This window comes from Paracoccus sp. (in: a-proteobacteria) (assembly GCF_030538655.1).
In the GTDB taxonomy this organism is placed as follows: domain Bacteria; phylum Pseudomonadota; class Alphaproteobacteria; order Rhodobacterales; family Rhodobacteraceae; genus Paracoccus.
Genome location: NZ_JAUNTO010000013.1, coordinates 71,217 through 91,335, shown reverse-complemented (window position 1 = coordinate 91,335; position 20,119 = coordinate 71,217). Strand labels below are relative to the sequence as shown.

General features: G+C 59.9%; 18 protein-coding genes. 1 reads left to right on the top strand and 17 read right to left on the bottom strand.

The window, feature by feature from the left end:
- The 16 genes from Q4G22_RS10400 to Q4G22_RS10325 form a co-directional block, all read right to left on the bottom strand.
- Positions 1–338 (bottom strand): GTP-binding protein (locus Q4G22_RS10400; protein ID WP_303385836.1); only part of this gene is annotated, 338 nt, incomplete at its 3' end.
- 19 nt (positions 339–357) lie between these two features.
- Complete coding sequence (gene rpsG, locus Q4G22_RS10395) at positions 358–828, bottom strand: 30S ribosomal protein S7 (protein ID WP_303385835.1); 471 nt, start codon at positions 826–828, stop codon at positions 358–360.
- A 12-nt stretch (positions 829–840) separates the two neighbouring features.
- Entirely contained in the window at positions 841–1,212 is a 372-nt protein-coding gene (gene rpsL / locus Q4G22_RS10390; RefSeq protein ID WP_010399029.1) for a 30S ribosomal protein S12, read from the bottom strand.
- A 232-nt stretch (positions 1,213–1,444) separates the two neighbouring features.
- Positions 1,445–2,272, bottom strand: a complete 828-nt coding sequence (locus Q4G22_RS10385) for a glycosyltransferase (RefSeq protein WP_303385834.1) — start codon at positions 2,270–2,272, stop codon at positions 1,445–1,447.
- Positions 2,272–3,192, bottom strand: coding sequence for a DMT family transporter (locus tag Q4G22_RS10380; protein WP_303385833.1), 921 nt, complete (start codon positions 3,190–3,192; stop codon positions 2,272–2,274). Before Q4G22_RS10380 ends, Q4G22_RS10385 begins: the two co-directional genes overlap by 1 nt.
- A gap of 75 nt (positions 3,193–3,267) precedes the next feature.
- Entirely contained in the window at positions 3,268–4,317 is a 1,050-nt protein-coding gene (gene selD, locus Q4G22_RS10375) for a selenide, water dikinase SelD (protein WP_303385832.1), read from the bottom strand.
- A 29-nt stretch (positions 4,318–4,346) separates the two neighbouring features.
- Positions 4,347–5,192 carry a glycosyltransferase gene (locus Q4G22_RS10370; protein ID WP_303385831.1) on the bottom strand — a complete coding sequence of 282 codons (846 nt, stop codon included), beginning with the start codon at positions 5,190–5,192 and terminating at the stop codon, positions 4,347–4,349.
- Positions 5,193–5,272: 80 nt separating this feature from the next.
- Positions 5,273–9,475, bottom strand: a complete 4,203-nt coding sequence (gene rpoC, locus Q4G22_RS10365) for a DNA-directed RNA polymerase subunit beta' (protein ID WP_303385830.1) — start codon at positions 9,473–9,475, stop codon at positions 5,273–5,275.
- Positions 9,476–9,522: 47 nt separating this feature from the next.
- Positions 9,523–13,659, bottom strand: a complete 4,137-nt coding sequence (gene rpoB, locus Q4G22_RS10360) for a DNA-directed RNA polymerase subunit beta (protein ID WP_303385829.1) — start codon at positions 13,657–13,659, stop codon at positions 9,523–9,525.
- Between the two features lie 244 nt (positions 13,660–13,903).
- Positions 13,904–14,281: a 50S ribosomal protein L7/L12 gene (rplL, locus tag Q4G22_RS10355; RefSeq protein ID WP_303385828.1), complete on the bottom strand. Its 378-nt coding sequence runs from the start codon at positions 14,279–14,281 to the stop codon at positions 13,904–13,906.
- 64 nt (positions 14,282–14,345) lie between these two features.
- The gene (gene rplJ / locus Q4G22_RS10350) at positions 14,346–14,861 is read right to left on the bottom strand and encodes a 50S ribosomal protein L10 (RefSeq protein ID WP_303385827.1); all 516 of its coding nucleotides are present in this window, start codon (positions 14,859–14,861) and stop codon (positions 14,346–14,348) included.
- Positions 14,862–15,083: 222 nt separating this feature from the next.
- Entirely contained in the window at positions 15,084–15,785 is a 702-nt protein-coding gene (gene rplA, locus Q4G22_RS10345) for a 50S ribosomal protein L1 (protein WP_303343869.1), read from the bottom strand.
- A 3-nt stretch (positions 15,786–15,788) separates the two neighbouring features.
- The gene (gene rplK, locus Q4G22_RS10340) at positions 15,789–16,241 is read right to left on the bottom strand and encodes a 50S ribosomal protein L11 (protein WP_303361849.1); all 453 of its coding nucleotides are present in this window, start codon (positions 16,239–16,241) and stop codon (positions 15,789–15,791) included.
- A gap of 69 nt (positions 16,242–16,310) precedes the next feature.
- Positions 16,311–16,847: a transcription termination/antitermination protein NusG gene (nusG, locus tag Q4G22_RS10335; RefSeq protein WP_303385826.1), complete on the bottom strand. Its 537-nt coding sequence runs from the start codon at positions 16,845–16,847 to the stop codon at positions 16,311–16,313.
- 165 nt (positions 16,848–17,012) lie between these two features.
- A complete protein-coding gene (secE, locus tag Q4G22_RS10330) occupies positions 17,013–17,207 on the bottom strand; it encodes a preprotein translocase subunit SecE (protein ID WP_303385825.1) in 195 nt (64 codons plus the stop codon).
- A 96-nt stretch (positions 17,208–17,303) separates the two neighbouring features.
- A complete protein-coding gene (locus Q4G22_RS10325; RefSeq protein WP_303385824.1) occupies positions 17,304–18,338 on the bottom strand; it encodes a hypothetical protein in 1,035 nt (344 codons plus the stop codon).
- A 53-nt stretch (positions 18,339–18,391) separates the two neighbouring features.
- On the opposite strand from Q4G22_RS10325, the gene Q4G22_RS10320 reads away from it, so the two are divergent.
- Entirely contained in the window at positions 18,392–19,453 is a 1,062-nt protein-coding gene (locus tag Q4G22_RS10320; RefSeq protein ID WP_303385823.1) for a calcium-binding protein, read from the top strand.
- A gap of 54 nt (positions 19,454–19,507) precedes the next feature.
- Here the strand turns inward: Q4G22_RS10320 and efp are convergent, their stop codons facing one another.
- Positions 19,508–20,074 carry an elongation factor P gene (efp, locus tag Q4G22_RS10315; RefSeq protein ID WP_303385822.1) on the bottom strand — a complete coding sequence of 189 codons (567 nt, stop codon included), beginning with the start codon at positions 20,072–20,074 and terminating at the stop codon, positions 19,508–19,510.
- Between the last annotated feature and the right edge of the window lie 45 nt (positions 20,075–20,119).

The window sequence follows — 20,119 nt, the reverse complement described above, 5'->3', positions numbered from 1 at the left end:
TCCAGAACGGCCAGCGAACGCTCGACCTCGATGGTAAAGTCAACGTGGCCGGGCGTGTCGATGATATTCAGGCGGTTCCGCTGCTCGGGGTCCTGCACATAATCGGTGTCCTCGTGGCGCTGCCAGAAGGTGGTCGTCGCCGCCGAGGTGATGGTGATGCCGCGCTCGGCCTCTTGTTCCATCCAGTCCATGGTCGAAGCGCCGTCATGCGTTTCGCCCATTTTGTGGTTCTTGCCGGTGTAAAACAGGATACGCTCGGTCATCGTGGTCTTGCCCGCGTCGATGTGGGCCATGATCCCGAAGTTCCGATAGCGCGTCAGCGGATACTCGCGTGCCATGATGGGCCTTCCTTCCGGTTTACCAGCGATAATGGCTGAACGCTTTGTTCGCGTCGGCCATCTTGTGCGTATCTTCCCGCTTCTTGACCGCAGTGCCGCGGCCCTGAACGGCATCGGCCAGTTCACCGGCCAGACGTTCTTCCATGGTGTTTTCGTTGCGGTTCTTGGCCGCAGTAATCAGCCAGCGGATGGCCAAAGCCTCGCGGCGGGTCGGGCGGACCTCGACCGGAACCTGATAGGTGGCACCACCGACGCGGCGCGAACGCACCTCGACCGAGGGTTTCACGTTATCCAGCGCCTCGTGGAAGACTTCGATCGGTTCGCGCTTCAGACGGCTCTGAACGCGGTCCAGCGCCGAATAAACGATACGCTCGGCAACCGATTTCTTGCCGTCAACCATCAGGTTGTTCATGAATTTCGACAGCACGCGATCGCCATATTTGGCGTCGGGCAGCACTTCGCGCTTTTCAGCGGCGTGACGACGGGACATTCCGGTCTCTCCTTATTTCGGACGCTTGGCGCCGTATTTCGAACGACGCTGACGGCGATCTTTGACGCCCTGGGTATCCAGCACACCGCGCAGGATGTGGTAACGGACACCCGGAAGGTCTTTCACACGACCGCCACGGATCAGCACGACGCTGTGTTCCTGAAGGTTGTGCTTTTCGCCCGGAATGTAGCTGATAACCTCGAAACCATTGGTCAGGCGCACTTTGGCGACCTTCCGCATGGCCGAGTTCGGTTTCTTGGGCGTCGTGGTATAGACGCGCGTGCAAACCCCGCGTTTTTGCGGGCAGGATTGCAGGTGCTGCGATTTGCTGCGCTGCACCTTGGGCTGCCGCGGTTTGCGGATCAGCTGCTGGATCGTCGGCATTCGGTTCCCCGTCTTGCTTCTGTCAATACTCGCAGCCAGAGGCTGCGCCACTTCTCGACGGCCAGATGCGCGAATCGCAAAAGGCCAAACCCGTCGGTCCCGTTACCGGGGCTGACGGGCAATTCTTCCAGAGGATCGGGATGTCAGGCCCGGATCTTGACCACTCAAGGTTCTGGTCCCCGGCGCGGTTTCCCGGCGGGTAGCGGGGCTATAAGGGGAATCGCGCCCTGTGTCAACCAAAGCCCCTGGCCGCCCGCAGGTCGCCATCCAGATCATCCAGGTTGATCCGAAACCGCCGCCTCAACTGCGCGGGATATTGTTCCGGGTTCGCGGGCCATGGATGCCCCGGTCCCATATCCGAGCCGGAATCGCTGTCGTCATGCAGAGTTCGCAAAAACATCAGCGGGCGGGTGATGCTGACCCCCGGCATCCATTTGCCCAGCTTGGAATGATCGTAATGCAGCGCCGTCACCGGCTGATCGGGCCGCGCAAAAATCGTCAGCGCGACGCCCATATTGTGACAGATGCGCGGGATCAAATGCACGCCATCTGCCCCCGCACGCAGCATAAAGCCGCGCGAATGATCCAGCGACATCAGCCCCTCACGCGACCAAAGCCCTTCAACCGGCGCAAAATCGGCGCGAGCCTTGGCGATGTAATCGACAGCCACGGCATCATCGTCATCATGGCGAAAATGGCCGATCACATCCGCCGACAGGTCGATATAGGGCTGCACGGCCGCAAGGCAGGCGGGCAGGTGCCGGTCCATCGGCGGCACCAGCGCCAGCCGCAATTGCGGAATGGTGGCGCAAAGCTCGTGCAGGCGCGACAGGTAAGGTTCGGGCAGGTCCGGCCCGGTCATCACCACCAGCGTAAAATCGGGGTCGGTCTGCGCCTGCCACGCGGGCAAGGCGATCCGCGTGAACAGAAACCAGCGCCGCGCCAGGCGCGCCGGATCATACAGAAACGCACGCCGTTCCTCGACCGTGATGTGTTCAGTCTGATAACCCCGCAGCCCGACATAGGAAAACCGGCACAGGCCCAGCATCTGAACGCGCATCACAGCCGCCCCTGCCGGTTCAGCCGCCGTTCACGCAGGATGCTATAGACCCCGGCCCCAACCACCAGCGCCGACCCGGCCCATGTCCACAGGTCGGGCCATTCCCCGAACACCATCAGCCCCAGCACAATCGCCACCACCAGCGAAACATAGCGGAACGGCGCGATAAAGCCGATTTCGCCCACGCGCATGGTTGCAATCACGGTGATATAACCCACGGTCAAAAAGGCAGCTGCCAGAATCAGCAGCCCCGCCTGCGTCAGCGTTGGCATCCGCCAACCTTCGCCCAGCCCCAGGATCAGGGCCGTAACGGTCACGGACAACGCCGCATAAAAGGCAATCGTTGATGACCGCACCCCGTGCGAGAACATCCGCGTCGCCATATCACGCAGCACCAGCGCCGCCACCGCGCCAATGCCGAGCACCGACCAGATGTCAAAAGCATCGGTGCCCGGACGCAGGATCATCATCACCCCGACCAGCCCGATCAGGATCGCCAGCATCCGCCGCCAGCCCAGCTTTTCTCCGAACATCGCCGCCGCCGCCAGCGTCACCAGCAGCGGCAGCGATTGCAGGATCGCCGACAGCTCGCTGATGGCCATGTGCCGCAAAGCATTCAGATACAGAACGGTCGAAACCACCTCGCCCACCGTGCGCAGCGCCAGCGGCCAGCGGTTTTCACGCTGCACCCGCAGATCAAGCCCGCCCTCGCGCCGGGCAAAAACGGCCAGTATCGGCAAAATCGCCAACCCGCGCAGTGCAATCGACTGATACAGCGGCAAATCCTGCGTGACGTATTTCATCACCGTGTCGTTCATGGTGAAAAACGCCATCGCCACGCACATCAGCACGGCACCCTGCACATTTTCGGCAGGCGTCGCGGCAGTGGCACGGGGCTGGGGCGGAATCAGACTGCGCATGGCATTCCTGTGAACGGGGCCGCGCCGGTCGGGCGTGGTGCGGCCATCCTATAGGTTGAGAAAGTTGACAAACCGTCAACCCGCGACGGAAACCCCTGCCCCATCGACAGCCTGCCCGATAATCGCGGCCAGCGGATAGCCCGCATCGCGAATGCGTGTCAGGGTCGCCCCGGCCTCATCGGGGGCGACGGCGATCAGCAGCCCGCCCGAGGTCTGCGGGTCGGTCAACAGCGCCTGCGCATGGGCAGGCAGGTCGCCGGCCAACGTCACCTCGTCGCCATAGCTGGCCCAGTTACGGCCGGATGCGCCGGTCACAAAGCCTTGCCCCGCCAGTTCATCGGCACGCGACAGCCGCGGCAGCGCCGCGAAATTCAGCGCCAGTCCACAGCCCGAGGCGCGCGCCATTTCCAGCCCGTGCCCCAGAATACCAAAGCCGGTCACATCGGTGATCGCCCGCACCCGCGGATCAGCGGCCAGATCGACGCCAACCTTGTTCAGCAAGGTGGCCGAGGCGATCATCTCGTCAATACCGGCTTGATCCAGCGCGCCTTTTTTGATCGCTGCGGAATAAACGCCGACGCCCAGCCCTTTGGTCAGGATCAGCGCGTCACCGGGCTGCGCGCCGCCGTTACGGCGCAGATGTTCAGGCGACACCAGCCCGATAACCGCCAGCCCGTAAATCGGCTCGACCGAGTCGATGCTGTGGCCGCCAGCAACCGGAATCCCCGCCTCGGCACAGATCGAGGCACCGCCGGACAGTATCTTGCCAATCATGTCATGCGGCAGCACATTGATCGGCATTCCGACAATCGCCAGCGCCATGATCGGGCGCCCGCCCATAGCATAAATATCGGAAATGGCATTGGCGGCGGCAATCCGGCCGAACGCGTGCGGATCATCGACCATCGGCATAAAGAAATCGGTCGTCGCGATCACACAGGTCTTGTCGTCCACCTGCCAGACGGCGGCATCATCCGATTCCGTATTTCCAACCAAAAGCTGAGGAAACGCCGCCGTCAGCGGCTGATCCTTGAGGATCGACTGAAGCACCGACGGCGCGATCTTGCAGCCGCAGCCTCCACCATGGGCAAGTTGTGACAGTCGGATCGGGTCGGCTTCGGTCATGGCTTGGCTCCTGTCAGGTGATCGGTTCGTTATCCTTGATCGGCCGGCGAAACGAAAGCCCCCGACGCGCCAGTCAGCGCCTCGCGCAGCGCCGCGTGTTCAAGACCAAAGCGCCGCAGCATCACCCCGTGCACCTGCGCCTGCGTCATCTCGACCGGGATACGTTTGCCAAGGTGGTGAGGGCTGTCATTATGGCCATGAAAACCGCGCATCCACATCACGCGGTCGATTTTGGTTGCGGTCGGGGTCAGTCGCCAGACCCAATCGTGGCGATAGTTCATCACCGAGCGCGGCTCGCCACCGGGAAAATACAGCGTCAGCCCCGGCGCCCAGAAATGCGTCAGCGCGCAACTGATATGCAGATCATCGTCATCAGCCTGCACCAGCAACCCCCGACCATAATCCAGCGCAACCGGGTTCCAGCCATCCATCAACCCTTTGATGGCATGATAATCCTGACGAACGCTGGCGACGTAATCCTGCGCCACCGCATCGTCGTCGTCCATACGGAACTGCGCCACGACATCGGCCCCCGGCTCGGTTGTTTGGGCCAGCATGTCGCGACAGATCGGCGCGTGAAGGCCGGGCGGGGCCTGCATCAGCCGAATTTGCGGCACCGCCTCGGCAATGTCGCGCAGATGACCCAACCACGGCTGAGGTAAATCCTCGCCCGTTGCCACGATCAGCGTGAAATCAGGATCGGTCTGCCACAGCAACGGCGGCAGGCAGAGGTTTTCAAACCAGCGCATCCGCAGATCCAGCCGGACCGGATCGTAAAGAATGGCCCGGTTACGGTCCAGATCGGCGCCGGTGGTCTGAAAATCGCTTTGTGTCAGCAGCGAAAAGCGGCACAGCCCCAGAACCTGAATTCGCATCTGCCCCCCCGCCCGGCCTGCTTGCGCAAAAATAAAAGGCCCGGCGCGATGCCGGACCTTTCTGTTTCATGCCAGTGCGATCATTCCTCGGACGTGGTTTCGACCACTTCCGGGGCGATCAGCGCGGCGGCTTCTTCGGCCTCGGCGCGGCGCGCCTCGATCACGGCATTGTCGCGGTCGGCAGCGATGCGGCGCACACGCGCCGTCGCCCCGCCCGTGCCCGCCGGGATCAGCCGGCCGACGATGACGTTCTCTTTCAGGCCGACCAGCTTGTCGCGCTTGCCCTGAACCGCGGCTTCGGTCAGCACACGCGTCGTTTCCTGGAAGGACGCCGCCGAGATGAACGAACGGGTCTGCAAACTGGCCTTGGTGATGCCCAGCAGAACCGGCTCGCCCGCCGCGGGCTTGCCGCCCTTGGCGATGATCTTGGCGTTTTCTTCCTCGAACTCGTCGCGGTCAACATGCTCGCCCTTCAGCAGCGTGGTGTCGCCGCTGTCGAGGATCTCGATCTTTTGCAGCATCTGCCGCACGATCACCTCGATGTGCTTGTCGTTGATCTTCACGCCTTGCAGCCGGTAAACGTCCTGCACCTCGTCGATCAGATAGTCGGCCAGCGCCTCGATCCCCATGATCCGCAGGATGTCATGCGGGGCCGGGTTGCCGTCCATGATATAGTCACCCTTCTGCACGAAGTCGCCTTCCTGCACCGGGATGTGCTTGCCTTTCGGCACCATGTATTCGACCGGCTCCAGACCTTCGGTGCTGGGTTCGATGCTGATGCGGCGCTTGTTCTTGTAGTCCTTGCCGAACCGCACATAGCCGTCGATTTCCGCGATGATCGCGTGATCTTTCGGGCGGCGCGCCTCGAACAATTCGGCCACGCGGGGCAGACCCCCGGTGATGTCCTTGGTCCGGGCGCCTTCGCGCGGGATACGGGCCACAACGTCGCCGGGGCGAACCTCCTGACCATCCTCGATCGACAGAATGGCATCGACCGACATCGGATAGCTGACGGGGTTGCCCGCGTCGTTCCGAACCGGCTCGCCGTTCTCATCCATGATGATGACTTCGGGCTTGAGATCGTTGCCCTTGGGCGCGGAACGCCAGTCGGTCACGATCTTCTGCGTCATGCCGGTGGCTTCGTCGGTTTCGTCCCGCACCGAAATGCCGGTAATCAGATCGACAAAGCGCGCCACGCCGCCCTTTTCGGCCAAAATCGGCAGAGTGTAGGGATCCCATTCGAACAGCTTGGCACCGCGCGTGATCTTTTCACCTTCTTTCACGAACAGCTTGGAACCATAGAACAGCTTGTAGCTGGCGCGTTCCTGACCCTGATCGTCCATGACCAGAACCTGCATGTTGCGGCCCATCACGACCATTTCGCCATTGGCGTTGGTCAGGATGTTGGCATTACGGAACTCGATCGTGCCATCCTGGCTGGCCGACTGGAACGACTGCTGACCACCCTGCGCGATGCCGCCGATGTGGAAAGTCCGCATCGTCAGCTGTGTGCCGGGTTCGCCGATGGACTGCGCGGCGATGATGCCGACAGCCTCGCCGATGTTGACCAGCGTGCCACGGGCCAGATCGCGGCCATAGCACAGCGCACAGACGCCATCTTCGGATTCACAGGTCAACGCCGAACGAATGCGAAGCGACTGCACGCCCGAGTTTTCGATCTCGTCCGCCTTGCGTTCGTCGATCAGGTCGTTCTGGCGCACGATCACCTCGTCGGTGCCGGGAACAAGCACGTCCTCGGCGGCGACACGACCCAGCACCCGTTCGGACAACGGCGAGATCACCTCGCCGTCGTTGACCGCCGCCTGCGCGGTGATCGCCCGGTCGGTGCCGCAATCATGTTCGCGGATGATGCAGTCCTGCGCCACGTCCACCAGACGCCGCGTCAGATAACCCGAGTTCGCGGTTTTCAGCGCCGTATCCGACAGACCTTTCCGCGCGCCGTGGGTCGAGTTGAAGTATTCAAGAACGGTCAGACCTTCCTTGAAGTTCGAGATGATCGGCGTTTCGATGATCTCGCCGGTCGGCTTGGCCATCAGGCCGCGCATCCCGCCCAGCTGCTTCATCTGGTTGACCGAACCCCGCGCACCCGAGTGCGCCATCATATAGACGCTGTTCGGTTCCTTTTCGGCACCGTTTTCATCCATATGAGAGGCCGAGATGGTCTTCATCATCGCCTCGGTCACGCGGTCGTTACACTTGGACCACGCATCGACGACTTTGTTGTATTTCTCGCCCTGGGTAATCAGGCCGTCCAGATACTGCTGTTCGAACTCTTTGACCTGATCCTGCACCTCGCCCACGATGTCCCATTTGTTATCGGGGATCACCATGTCGTTCTTGCCGAACGAGATACCGGCGCGGAACGCCTCGCGGAAGCCAAGCGACATGATCTTGTCAGAGAAGATCACCGCCTCTTTCTGGCCGCAATAACGGTAAACCGTGTCGATGACGTGCTGCACGTCTTTCTTGCGCAGCAGGCGGTTGACCAGATCGAACGGCGCCTTGGCGTTCAGCGGCAGCAGCGCGCCCAGCCGCAGACGGCCCGGCGTGGTTTCGAAGCGTTTCATCACCTCGTTACCGTTGTCGTCGATCTGGTTCAGACGCGCGGTGATGCGGGCGTGCAGATGCACCTCGCCAGCGGCAAGGGCGTGTTCGACCTCATCGACATTGGCAAAGACCATGCCTTCGCCCTTCATGCCCTCGCGCTGCATGGTGGTGTAATAGAGCCCCAGAACCATGTCCTGCGACGGCACGATGATCGGCGCACCGTTGGCGGGCGACAGCACGTTGTTGGTGGACATCATCAGGACGCGCGCTTCCAACTGCGCCTCAAGGCTCAGCGGGACGTGAACGGCCATCTGGTCGCCGTCAAAGTCGGCGTTGAAGGCCGAACAAACCAGCGGGTGAAGCTGGATCGCCTTGCCTTCGATCAGGATCGGTTCGAACGCCTGAATGCCCAGACGGTGCAGCGTCGGCGCGCGGTTCAGCAGAACTGGGTGTTCGCGGATCACCTCGTCCAGAATATCCCAGACCTCGGGGCGCTCCTTTTCCACCAGCTTTTTCGCCTGCTTGACGGTGCTGGACAGGCCCTTGGCTTCAAGCCGCGAATAGATGAACGGCTTGAACAGCTCCAAGGCCATCTTTTTCGGCAGGCCGCATTGGTGCAGCTTCAGTTCCGGCCCGGTCACGATGACCGAGCGGCCCGAAAAGTCCACACGCTTGCCCAGCAGGTTCTGACGGAACCGGCCCTGCTTGCCTTTCAGCATGTCCGACAGCGATTTCAGCGGGCGACGGTTGTTGCCCGTGATGACGCGGCCGCGGCGGCCGTTGTCGAACAGCGCATCGACCGATTCCTGCAACATCCGCTTTTCGTTGCGCACGATGATGTCGGGCGCGCGCAGTTCGATCAGCCGTTTCAGACGGTTGTTGCGGTTGATGACCCGACGATACAGATCGTTCAGATCCGAGGTCGCAAAGCGGCCCCCATCCAGCGGCACCAGCGGGCGCAGTTCCGGCGGGATGACCGGAATCACCGTCAGCACCATCCATTCCGGGCGATTGCCGGATTCCAGGAAGGATTCGACGATTTTCAGCCGCTTGATGATCTTTTTCGGCTTCAGTTCGCCCGTCGCCTCTTTCAGATCTTCGCGCAACTGTTCCGCGGTGGCAGCCAGATCGATGTTCGACAGCATGGTGCGGATCGCCTCGGCCCCGATGTCGGCGCTGAAGGCGTCGGCCCCATACTGATCCTGCGCGTCCAGGAATTCTTCCTCGGACAGCAGTTGACCATAGGACAGATCGGTCAGACCCGGTTCGATCACCACATAGTTTTCGAAATACAGGATGCGTTCCAGATCACGCAGCGTCATGTCCAGCATCAGACCGATGCGGGACGGCAGCGATTTCAGGAACCAGATATGCGCGACCGGCGCGGCCAGTTCGATATGGCCCATGCGTTCGCGGCGGACCTTTTGCAGCGTCACTTCAACGCCGCATTTTTCGCAGACAAGGCCGCGATATTTCATGCGCTTATATTTGCCGCACAGACATTCGTAATCCTTGACCGGGCCAAAGATACGCGCGCAGAACAGACCGTCACGTTCAGGTTTGAACGTGCGATAGTTGATGGTTTCGGGTTTCTTCACCTCGCCAAACGACCAGGCCAGAATTTCTTCAGGCGAGGCGAGCGAGATCTTGATTTCGTCGAACTGCCGCGGCTGCGCCAGCGGGTTCAGGGGATTGGTGGCAAGTTCCTGGTTCATTTCCGTATCCTAATGAGGGGCGCGAAGGGGGGTGAGGGCCAAAGCCCTCACTCCTCTTCCTCCGCATCCAGGAGTTCCATGTTAAGGCCCAGACCCCGGACCTCTTTGACCAGCACGTTGAACGATTCCGGCACGCCGGCTTCGAAGTTGTCCTCGCCCTTGACGATGGATTCATAGACCTTGGTCCGGCCCGCAACGTCGTCCGACTTGACCGTCAGCATTTCCTGCAAGGTATAGGCGGCGCCGTAGGCTTCCAGCGCCCAGACCTCCATCTCACCCAGACGCTGACCGCCGAACTGCGCCTTACCACCCAAGGGCTGCTGGGTGACCAGCGAGTAAGGCCCGGTCGAACGGGCGTGCATCTTGTCATCGACAAGGTGGTGCAATTTCAGGACGTATTTCATCCCGACCGTCACCGGACGCGCGAACTGTTCACCCGTGCGACCGTCGAAGACGACCGACTGACCCGAGGTATCGAACCCGGCACGGCGCAGCGCGTCGTCCACATCCGCCTCTTTCGCGCCGTCAAAGACAGGCGTGGCGATAGGAACACCGGCGCGAACCGTATCAGCATGTTCGACCAGCGTGTCATCGTCCATCCCGGCAAAGGTATCGGCATACATATCGTCACCGTAACCAATGCGCATCGCCTCGCGGACCGGAGTCATATCGCCATTGCGGCGGTAATCCTCAAGCGCCTCGTCGATCTTGATGCCCAGACCGCGGCTGGCCCAACCCATGTGGGTTTCCAGAATCTGCCCCACGTTCATACGCGACGGCACACCAAGGGGGTTCAGCACCAGATCTACGGGGGTGCCGTCCGCAAGGAAGGGCATATCCTCCATCGGGACAACCTTGGACACGACGCCCTTGTTGCCGTGACGACCGGCCATCTTGTCCCCGGCTTGCAGCTTGCGCTTGACCGCCACGAACACCTTGACCATCTTCATCACGCCGGGGGGCAGATCGTCGCCCTGACGGACCTTTTCCACCTTGTCTTCGAACCGGGCCTCAAGCGCGCGCTTTTGGTTGTCGTATTGCTGGTTCAGCGCCTCGACTTCCTTGGCGGTGTCTTCGTCGGCAACAGCAAGCTGCCACCACAGACCACGCGACAGCGTGCCAAGCAGATCATCGTTGATCTCGGACCCGGCCTTGATGCCTTTCGGCCCCTTGACCGCCTGCTTGCCGGAAATCAGTGATTTCAGGCGGGCATAGATGTTGCGATCAAGGATCGCCATTTCGTCGTCACGGTCGCGGGCCAGACGTTCGACTTCCTCACGCTCGATCTGCAAGGCGCGTTCGTCCTTGTCCACGCCGTGCCGGTTGAAAACCCGGACCTCGACGATGGTGCCATACGCCCCCGGCGGCAAGCGCAGCGAGGTATCGCGCACGTCCGACGCCTTTTCGCCAAAGATGGCGCGCAGCAGCTTTTCTTCCGGCGTCATCGGGCTTTCACCCTTGGGGGTGATCTTGCCCACCAGAATGTCGCCCGGACCAACCTCGGCACCGATATACACGATGCCGGCTTCGTCCAGATTGCGCAGCGCCTCTTCACCCACGTTCGGAATGTCGCGGGTGATTTCCTCAGGCCCCAGTTTCGTGTCGCGGGCCGCCACTTCATATTCGTCGATATGGATCGAGGTGAATACGTCGTCGCGGTGAATCCGTTCCGAAATCAGGATCGAGTCTTCGTAGTTGTAGCCGTTCCACGGCATGAAGGCGACAACCACGTTCCGACCGATGGCCAGTTCGCCCTGATCCGTCGAGGGACCGTCAGCGATGACCTGACCTTTCTGCACCCGGTCGCCCACTTTAACCAGCGGACGCTGGTTGATGGTCGAGGACTGGTTCGAGCGTTTGAACTTGCGCAGACGATAGATGTCCACGCCCGCGTCACCCGCGCCCAGATCTTCGGTCGCGCGCACAACGATACGCTGCGCGTCAACCTGGTCGATGATCCCGCCCCGGCGCGCCATGATCGCTGCGCCGGAATCGCGGGCCACGGTGGCCTCCATCCCGGTGCCGACAAACGGCGCCTCGGCACGCAGCAGCGGCACGGCCTGACGCTGCATGTTCGACCCCATCAGCGCGCGGTTGGCGTCGTCATTCTCAAGGAACGGGATCAGCGCGGCAGCCACCGACACAAGCTGTTTCGGCGACACGTCGATCAGGTCGATCGCATCCACCGGGTTCAGCGTGAAATCGCCCGCCTGACGGGTGCTGATCAGCTCATCGACAAAGCGCCCATCCTCGTCCAGCGTCGCGTTGGCCTGCGCCACGGTGTGACGCATTTCCTCGGTCGCGGACATATAGACAACGTCATCCGTGACCTTGCCCTCAATCACCTTGCGGTAGGGGGTCTCGATGAAGCCGTATTTGTTGACGCGCGCAAAGGTCGCCAGGCTGTTGATAAGACCGATGTTCTGACCTTCCGGCGTTTCAATCGGACACATCCGGCCATAATGGGTCGGGTGAACGTCGCGCACCTCGAAACCGGCACGTTCGCGGGTCAGACCGCCCGGCCCAAGCGCCGAAAGACGGCGTTTGTGCGTTACTTCGGACAGCGGGTTGGTCTGGTCCATGAACTGGCTGAGCTGCGACGAGCCAAAGAATTCGCGCACGGCAGCCGCCGCCGGTTTGGCGTTGATCAGATCCTGCGGCATCACGGTATCGATCTCGACGCCCGACATACGCTCGCGGATGGCCCGCTCCATGCGCAGCAGACCGACGCGATACTGATTTTCCATCAACTCGCCGACCGAGCGAACACGCCGGTTGCCCAGATGGTCGATGTCGTCGATCTCGCCCTTGCCGTCGCGCAACTCGACCAGCCCGCGGATACAGGCCACGATGTCTTCGTGGCGCAGGGTCCGCTGGGTGTCAGGCGCATCCAGATCAAGGCGCATGTTCATCTTGACCCGGCCAACGGCGGACAGGTCATAGCGTTCGCTGTCAAAGAACAGGCTGTTGAACAGCGCGCTGGCGGCCTCGACCGTCGGCGGTTCGCCAGGGCGCATCACGCGATAGATGTCCATCAACGCGCCGTCGCGGTTCATGTTCTTGTCGGCGGCCATGGTGTTGCGGATGTAGGGACCGACGTTCACATGGTCGATGTCCAGCACCGGAATATCGGTGATGTCATTGTCCAGCAGCACCTTCAGCAGGCCGCCCGACAGATCGCCGTCCTTGTCGTAATCCGCCGTAATCTCGTCACCGGCTTCGGCATAGATCAGGCCGGTTTCTTCGTTGATGATGTCCTTGGCGACGAAACGGCCCACGATGCGGTCGAACGGCACCAGCAGATTTACCTGCTCGCCGGTTTCCAGCAGCTTTTTCACCAGACGCGGCGTCACCTTGTCGCCCGCCTTGGTGATAACCTCGCCCGTGTCGGCGTTCACCAGATCATAGGACGGACGCGTGCCGCGCACCCGTTCCGGGAAAAAGCGCGTGACCCAGCCTTTGCCTTTTTCCAGACGATAATCCACGGTTTCATAAAAGGCATCCATGATGCCTTCCTGATCCATGCCAAGCGCATACAGCAGCGTCGTCACCGGCAGTTTGCGGCGGCGGTCGATGCGCGCAAAGACCAGATCCTTGGCGTCGAATTCGAAATCCAGCCACGAACCACGATAGGGGATGATCCGGCAGGCGAACAACAGCTTGCCCGACGAATGGGTCTTGCCGCGGTCGTGATCGAAGAACACGCCGGGGCTGCGGTGCATCTGGGACACGACAACGCGTTCGGTTCCGTTCACGATGAAGGTGCCGTTCTGCGTCATCAGGGGCATGTCGCCCATGTAAACGTCTTGTTCCTTGATGTCCTTGACCGACCGCGCGCCGGTGTTTTCATCAACATCAAACACGATCAGGCGCAGCGTCACCTTCAGTGGCGCGGCATAGGTCATGTCGCGTTGCTGGCATTCGTCCACGTCGTATTTCGGACGTTCCAGTTCATATTTCACGAACTCCAGCGTCGCGGTTTCGTTGAAATCCTTGATCGGGAACACCGACTGGAACACGCCCTGAATACCCTCACCGTCATGATGGCCTTCGCCCTCACCCGAGTTCAGGAACAGGTCGTATGAAGATTTCTGAACCTCGATCAGGTTCGGCATCTCCAACACTTCGCGGATATTGCCATAATAGCGCCGGATACGCTTTTGGCCGACATAAGCTTGCGCCATGGGATATTTGCACCTTTCGTCGTGGTCCGCCCGCCCGTCTGGGTCACGGGGCGCGCAGCCTGCGAATAGTCAGGGGTTCTGGTCCCATACCTGCCACGCGTCCCACCGCGCGGCGCCCGAACCAAGAACATGCCCTGAAGGAAGCTTTCGCCATGTAGGCAGCCGGAAAGCACCCTTCAAGACAGGTTCGGCAGGGACCGGAAAATACCGGACCCTGCCCAATCATCGTGGCGAAAACGCCGGATTACTTCAGCTCGACTTTGGCGCCGGCTGCTTCCAGCTTGGTCTTCATTTCTTCGGCTTCGGCTTTGGCGACGCCTTCTTTCACTTTGCCGCCAGCTTCGACCAGATCCTTGGCTTCTTTCAGGCCCAGACCGGTGATGCCGCGCACTTCTTTGATCACGTTGATCTTGTTGGCGCCGGCGTCGGTCAGAACGACGTCGAATTCGGTTTTTTCTTCGGCAGCTTCACCAGCACCACCAGCGGCGGGGCCAGCCATCATGACGGCGCCACCGGCGGCCGGCTCGATGCCGTATTCGTCTTTCAGGATGGTTTTCAGTTCCTGGGCTTCCAGCAGGGTCAGGCCCACGATTTCTTCGGCGAGTTTTTTCAGATCAGCCATTTTTCCGTTCTTTCAGTTAAGGTTCCAACGTCGGGTTTTCAACCACACGCAGGGAAAGGGTTGCTTATGCAGCCTCACGCTCTTCCAGAGTCGTCAGGATGCCCGCGATGTTGCTGGCAGGCGCGCCAATGGCACCAGCGATGTTCGAAGCAGGCGCACCGAGGCAGGCCACGATCGAAGCAATAAGCTCCTCACGCGACGGCATCGAGGCGACGGCTTTGACACCGGCCGGATCCAGAGCCGAGTCACCCATTGCACCGCCCAGAATAACGAATTTCTCGTTATCTTTGGCGTATTTGTCGGCGATCCGGGCCGCAGCGGTCGGATCTTCCGAATAGGTCAACACGGTCATGCCCGTCAGGTATTCAGCGATGCTGGCGCAAGGCTTACCTTCCAGGGCGATCTTGGCGAGCTTGTTCTTGGCAACGCGGACCGAACCTCCGGCTTCGCGCATCCGCGAACGCAGGTCCTGCATCTGTGCAACCGTCATCCCTTCGTAGTGGGCAACCACCACGACGCCAGAGCTTTCAAAGATCTGGCCGAGTTCCTCGACCACTTGTTCTTTTTGTGCTCTATCCACGGTTTCACTCCAAGTTGGGGGTTTCCCCCCGGCTCTCACTTTTCCCGCAGCTTTCGGCCACGGGCCTTGGTCCGATCAAGGGCAAGATCGCCCGAAGGGACTACCTTCGGAAAAATGCTTCCCCATCTCAGGAAGGACATTAAGCGGGAAACCCGCACCCTCCGTCTCGGACAGGACGGGGCCTTGGGCGGCCCCGCCATCCCCGGCTTGCGCCGGAAAATCTTATTGCGCGGTGGTCGCGCTGCTCAGGTCCAGCGACACGCCCGGACCCATGGTCGAGCTGATCGAGACCTTTTTCATATAGGTGCCCTTCGCGCCCGAGGGCTTGGCCCGATTCACGGCCTCGACAAAGGCGCGGACGTTCTGTGCCAGCTTGTCAGCGTCGAACGACACCTTGCCGATACCGGCATGAACCACACCAGCCTTTTCGGCCTTGAACTGAACTTCACCGCCCTTGGCTGCCTTGACGGCATTGGCCACGTCAACGGTCACGGTGCCGACGCGCGGGTTCGGCATCAGGTTGCGCGGGCCAAGGATTTTGCCCAGACGACCAACCAGCGCCATCATGTCGGGCGTGGCGATGCAGCGATCAAAGTCGATCTTGCCGCCCTGAATCGCTTCCATCAGGTCTTCCGCGCCAACAATGTCGGCACCAGCCGCTTTGGCTTCGTCAGCCTTGGCGTCACGGGCGAACACGGCGACGCGCACGTCTTTGCCGGTGCCGGCGGGCAGCGTCACCACGCCGCGAACCATCTGGTCGGCGTGACGCGGGTCAACACCCAGATTCAGCGCGATTTCAACCGTTTCGTCAAACTTGGCCGAGGCGGCGCTTTTCACCAGATTGACGGCATCTTCAACCGACAGGTTGGCTTTGCCGTCAAAGGCTTCGCGGGCGGCGGCTTTTTTCTTGGACAGTTTTGCCATGGCTTAGCCTTTCACCTCGATACCGATCGACCGGGCCGAGCCCAGAATGATCTTCATCGCCTGTTCAACATCATTGGCTGACAGGTCTTTCATCTTGGCTTCGGCGATCTCGCGCACCTGCTTGACCGTCACGGTGCCAGCGGTCGCACGACCCGGCTTTTCCGAACCCTTGGCGCGGCTGCGCTTGCCGACCGGCTTGAGGCCAGCGGCCTTTTTCAGCAGGAAGGACGCGGGCGGCGTCTTGGTTTCAAAGGTGAACGATTTGTCGGCGTAATAGGTGATCACGACCGGAACAGGCGAACCTTTTTCGATTTCCTGCGTCTTGGCGTTGAACGCCTTGCAGAATTCCATGATGTTGATGCCGCGCTGACCCAAAGCCGGGCCGACGGGCGGGGACGGGTTCGCCTGCCCCGCCTTGATTTGCAGCTTGAGGCTGCCGATGACTTTCTTGGCCATGTGGCCTCTCCTTTGTCGTCAGGCCCAAAGGGCCGATCTAGCGGTGCGGCACCACGCCTCCCGCAAATGTCACGAGGTTTTGGAAACCTGCGTGAATTCCAGTTCCACCGGGGTCGGACGGCCAAAGATGGACACCGTGACCTTAATCCGGCTCGACACTTCGTCCACCTCTTCGACCATGCCCGAGAACCCCTCGAACGGGCCGTCGGTGACGTTGACCTTTTCGCCCACGTCAAAGCGGATCAGGTTGCGCGGCGCGGCCTTTTCGCCGTCATCCGTGCGGTTCAGCATCGCGTTCACTTCATCGTCGCGCATAGGCATCGGCTTGCCCTGCGCACCGAGAAAGCCGGTGACTCGGTTGATCGAGTTCACCAGATGATAGGTCCGGTCGGACATATCCATGTGAACCAGAACGTAACCCGGCATAAAGCGCCGTTCAGACGTCACCTTCTTGCCGCGACGAATTTCGATCACCTCTTCGGTGGGGACCAGAACTTCGTCGATCTCACCCTCAAGCCCCTTTTCGGCGGCGGCCTGACGGATCGCCTCTGCGACCTTTTTTTCAAAGTTCGACAGGACACTGACCGAATACCAACGCTTTGCCATGTTCCGATCGACCCCTGTTCGTCTTGCGGATCACCTGAGGTGACCCCGTGAATTTCGCCCCGCCCGGCAAAATTGAAATCGGCGCGCATACCGAATCGATGCACGCCGCTGTCAGGGCAGGTTTGGCGCGTTTACCGCTGCCCGCGCCCGATTGCAACCCCGCAATCAGCCCGAAATCAACCGCAGCCCCTGCGTCATCCCGGTGCGGATCACCAGATCGACAAGGAAAAAGAAGATGCTGAACAGCGTTGCCATGATGAACACCATGATGGTGGTGGTCACGACTTCGCGGCGGGTCGGCCAGGTGATCTTGCCGACCTCGGCGCGGACCTGACTGATGAACTGGACGGGATTGGCCATGGCCGACTCCTTGACTTGCAGCGGGTCAGATAGCGTGGAACGGCGGCAGGATCAAGGGCACGACATCCGATCATGCCACGCCATTGTCACCCCCCTTCAGACAAGAGGTCCGCGCGCGGCAGCGGCTGCTGCGGCGTCTTTTTGGGCCTGCTCAAACATCTTCCATATGACATTTTCCTCACGACGGATTCTTGCATCTTCCCTGCGAATTTCATCATTATACAATTCCGGGATACCGCCACCAATATCCTGTTCATTATATTCAGTCGGGCTGTAGGCTTTGCCATCAGCATCGTAGAGCGTCATTCGCCCCTTTGAATCGAAATCTATCAACTTGCCAAATCCAGTCAGACCGAGAGAAAACTCCACAGCCTCGCCTTTGTAGGCGGCATTGGTAACGTTTGCCGATGCGAAACTGAACAGGCCGGCTAGGGAGGCACCAGCCATTTCCATCTTTCTTATTGTTGCCAACAGCTCCGAATTTCCGGCCTTGCTTGCCCGCGCGGATGCTTCGAAATCTGGCAGAATAATGCCGCCCCTGGAAACACCGATCAACTGACCGGACGGGCCATAGCGTTCATCACCGGGGGGCGGCATGTTTCGCGCAACATCCCGGCTGTATTCCGATAGCTTTTTACCAAGGTGATAGGCGACTGCCATGGCGTCACGCCGGTCGGTATAAGGTGCATCCTTCTGCGCCATCTGCCGGCCCATACGCGGCGTATAATCAACCATTATGAACCCGAGCATGCCTACAGGCTTAAATCGGGGATCGCTGACAGACGGACCGTTTGGCGTCCCCGTCCTCGCCTCATCCGGCATTTCGTCAAATGGGCTGATCTCCCCGCGGGAAAGCGCGCGCACCCACTCGTCGCGGTGCTTGAATACCACCTTCAACTCTCTAAGGCTCTTCACAAGTTCTTTTTTGTATTCCGGATCGGTGACACTCTCAAGCCAAGGGAATTCAGAATAACTATCAGATTCTGTGCCAGATTCGATGCGCGAAAACGTAAAAGCGGGCTTGTCTATCGCTGTGCCCTGCGCCTGGAGAGAGGTGGGGGGCGCAGACACACCACCCCGCGAAGCTGATATCAAAACAGTCAACGCAGCTTGGGCTGATGTCACATTCATGGTGTCCTCCTTGACGCAGACAAAGGCAACAGATAACGATCACAGCACACGCTATGGCAGATCGAATCGAATCACAAATCATCTTTAGGGTGTGTTTGATTCAATTTTTAATCATCGGAGGAACTGTGGCTACAATCTTCGGAACGACGGGACATGACGTCCTTAATGGAACCAGAAGTCACGACTTTATAGACGGCCGCGCCGGAAACGACACCATTTACGGTGGGGATGGCCTGGATACCATCTATGGCGGAAGTGGGGATGACGAAATCCATGGCGGAAAAGGCGTGGATATGATCTATGGCGGGGATGGAGATGACATCATCTATGTAAACGACGATCTTGATTTCTATTTCAAGGGCGGCGATACAATTGATGGAGGGGGCGGCAACAACAAGATTATAGCACAATCAAACTCGACAACCGGATCAGTTCTGGCCATCAAGCTGGGAGAAGTTTCAAAAATACAGATCCTTTACAATGATTCAAACAAATCCTTAATAATCCAGGGCGCCGGAAAGATCGACGTCTCGTCCATTATAGAATACGATGCAAAGGGCGGCGATCTGAGTCAGATCTGGGGCAGCAACCTGAATGACACCATCAAGGGTTTTGACGTCATTTCCAAGAAAAACCCCGCAGGCATATGGGAAGTCGTCCACTTCAACGACACAATCACGGGTGGCGCGGGGAATGACCATATTTTCGGCAATGCGGGGGACGATCTTCTGCTTGGCGAAAGCGGGAACGATACACTTGAGGGCGGCATCGGAAACGATACGCTTCGGGGCGGGGCCGATAATGACACCCTGATCGGCGGCGAAGGATATGACTCACTCTCTGGCGGTGTGGGAAATGATACCTTCCTGTTCGATTACAGCACCTATTTCACCTCACCCGATCCGGGTTATGAAGACGTTGATACGATCAACGACTTTACCCAAGGGGAGGACGTTATTCACATCACAAATACCGGCGGCGCACTTGATTTCGACAATATGCTGATGGCTGATTACGAGGATGGCTGCGCATTCCTTATCAATAACGGCACCGCAGTCATCGTCAAAGGCATCAGCGCCGCAGACATGACCGCTGCTGATTTCCTGTTCACCTGACGCAAAAGGCCCCGCGCATTCACACGGGGCCTTTCTGAACCAATCGCGAAAAGATCAGTCTTTCGCGCGTTCGACGTAGGAATTATCCTCGGTATTAATCACGATTCGGGTGCCCACGCCGATATGCGGCGGCACCATCACCCGCAAACCATTATCGCAAATCGCCGGTTTATACGACGACGAAGCGGTTTGCCCTTTAACCACCGGCTCGGTCTCGGTGATTTCAACGGTGATCTTGGCGGGCATTTCAATGGAAATCGGCACACCGTTATAAACTTGCAGGAAACAGCTTGCGCCTTCTTGCAGATAAACGGCCTGATCGCCGATCACATCGGGCGACACCACGACCTGCTCATAACTTTCCGGCTCCATGAAGTGATAGCCTTCGCCATCTTCATACAGAAAATTATACGACCGTTCGTCCACATGGGCACGTTCGACCTGTTCGGTCGTCCGCCAGCGTTCGCTGACCTTCACGCCGTCGGAAATGCGGCGCATATCGACCTGAGTGACCGGCGTGCCCTTGCCCGGATGGAAGTTCTGGGCGGTAAGCACGACATACAGCTTGTCGTCCAGTTCGACGACATTACCTTTGCGCAGGCTAGAGGCGATGACCTTCACGAATGGCTCCTTGACCATAAATCGGGGCGCGCCTAAGGGCGCGGG

Coding starts and splice junctions, on each gene's coding strand:
- rpsG (WP_303385835.1), bottom strand. CDS start 828: ATGTCCCGTCGTCACGCCGCTGAAAAGCGCGAAGTGCTGCCCGACGCC.
- rpsL (WP_010399029.1), bottom strand. CDS start 1,212: ATGCCGACGATCCAGCAGCTGATCCGCAAACCGCGGCAGCCCAAGGTG.
- Q4G22_RS10385 (WP_303385834.1), bottom strand. CDS start 2,272: ATGCGCGTTCAGATGCTGGGCCTGTGCCGGTTTTCCTATGTCGGGCTG.
- Q4G22_RS10380 (WP_303385833.1), bottom strand. CDS start 3,192: ATGCGCAGTCTGATTCCGCCCCAGCCCCGTGCCACTGCCGCGACGCCT.
- selD (WP_303385832.1), bottom strand. CDS start 4,317: ATGACCGAAGCCGACCCGATCCGACTGTCACAACTTGCCCATGGTGGA.
- Q4G22_RS10370 (WP_303385831.1), bottom strand. CDS start 5,192: ATGCGAATTCAGGTTCTGGGGCTGTGCCGCTTTTCGCTGCTGACACAA.
- rpoC (WP_303385830.1), bottom strand. CDS start 9,475: ATGAACCAGGAACTTGCCACCAATCCCCTGAACCCGCTGGCGCAGCCG.
- rpoB (WP_303385829.1), bottom strand. CDS start 13,659: ATGGCGCAAGCTTATGTCGGCCAAAAGCGTATCCGGCGCTATTATGGC.
- rplL (WP_303385828.1), bottom strand. CDS start 14,281: ATGGCTGATCTGAAAAAACTCGCCGAAGAAATCGTGGGCCTGACCCTG.
- rplA (WP_303343869.1), bottom strand. CDS start 15,785: ATGGCAAAACTGTCCAAGAAAAAAGCCGCCGCCCGCGAAGCCTTTGAC.
- rplK (WP_303361849.1), bottom strand. CDS start 16,241: ATGGCCAAGAAAGTCATCGGCAGCCTCAAGCTGCAAATCAAGGCGGGG.
- nusG (WP_303385826.1), bottom strand. CDS start 16,847: ATGGCAAAGCGTTGGTATTCGGTCAGTGTCCTGTCGAACTTTGAAAAA.
- secE (WP_303385825.1), bottom strand. CDS start 17,207: ATGGCCAATCCCGTCCAGTTCATCAGTCAGGTCCGCGCCGAGGTCGGC.
- Q4G22_RS10325 (WP_303385824.1), bottom strand. CDS start 18,338: ATGAATGTGACATCAGCCCAAGCTGCGTTGACTGTTTTGATATCAGCT.
- Q4G22_RS10320 (WP_303385823.1), top strand. CDS start 18,392: ATGGCAGATCGAATCGAATCACAAATCATCTTTAGGGTGTGTTTGATT.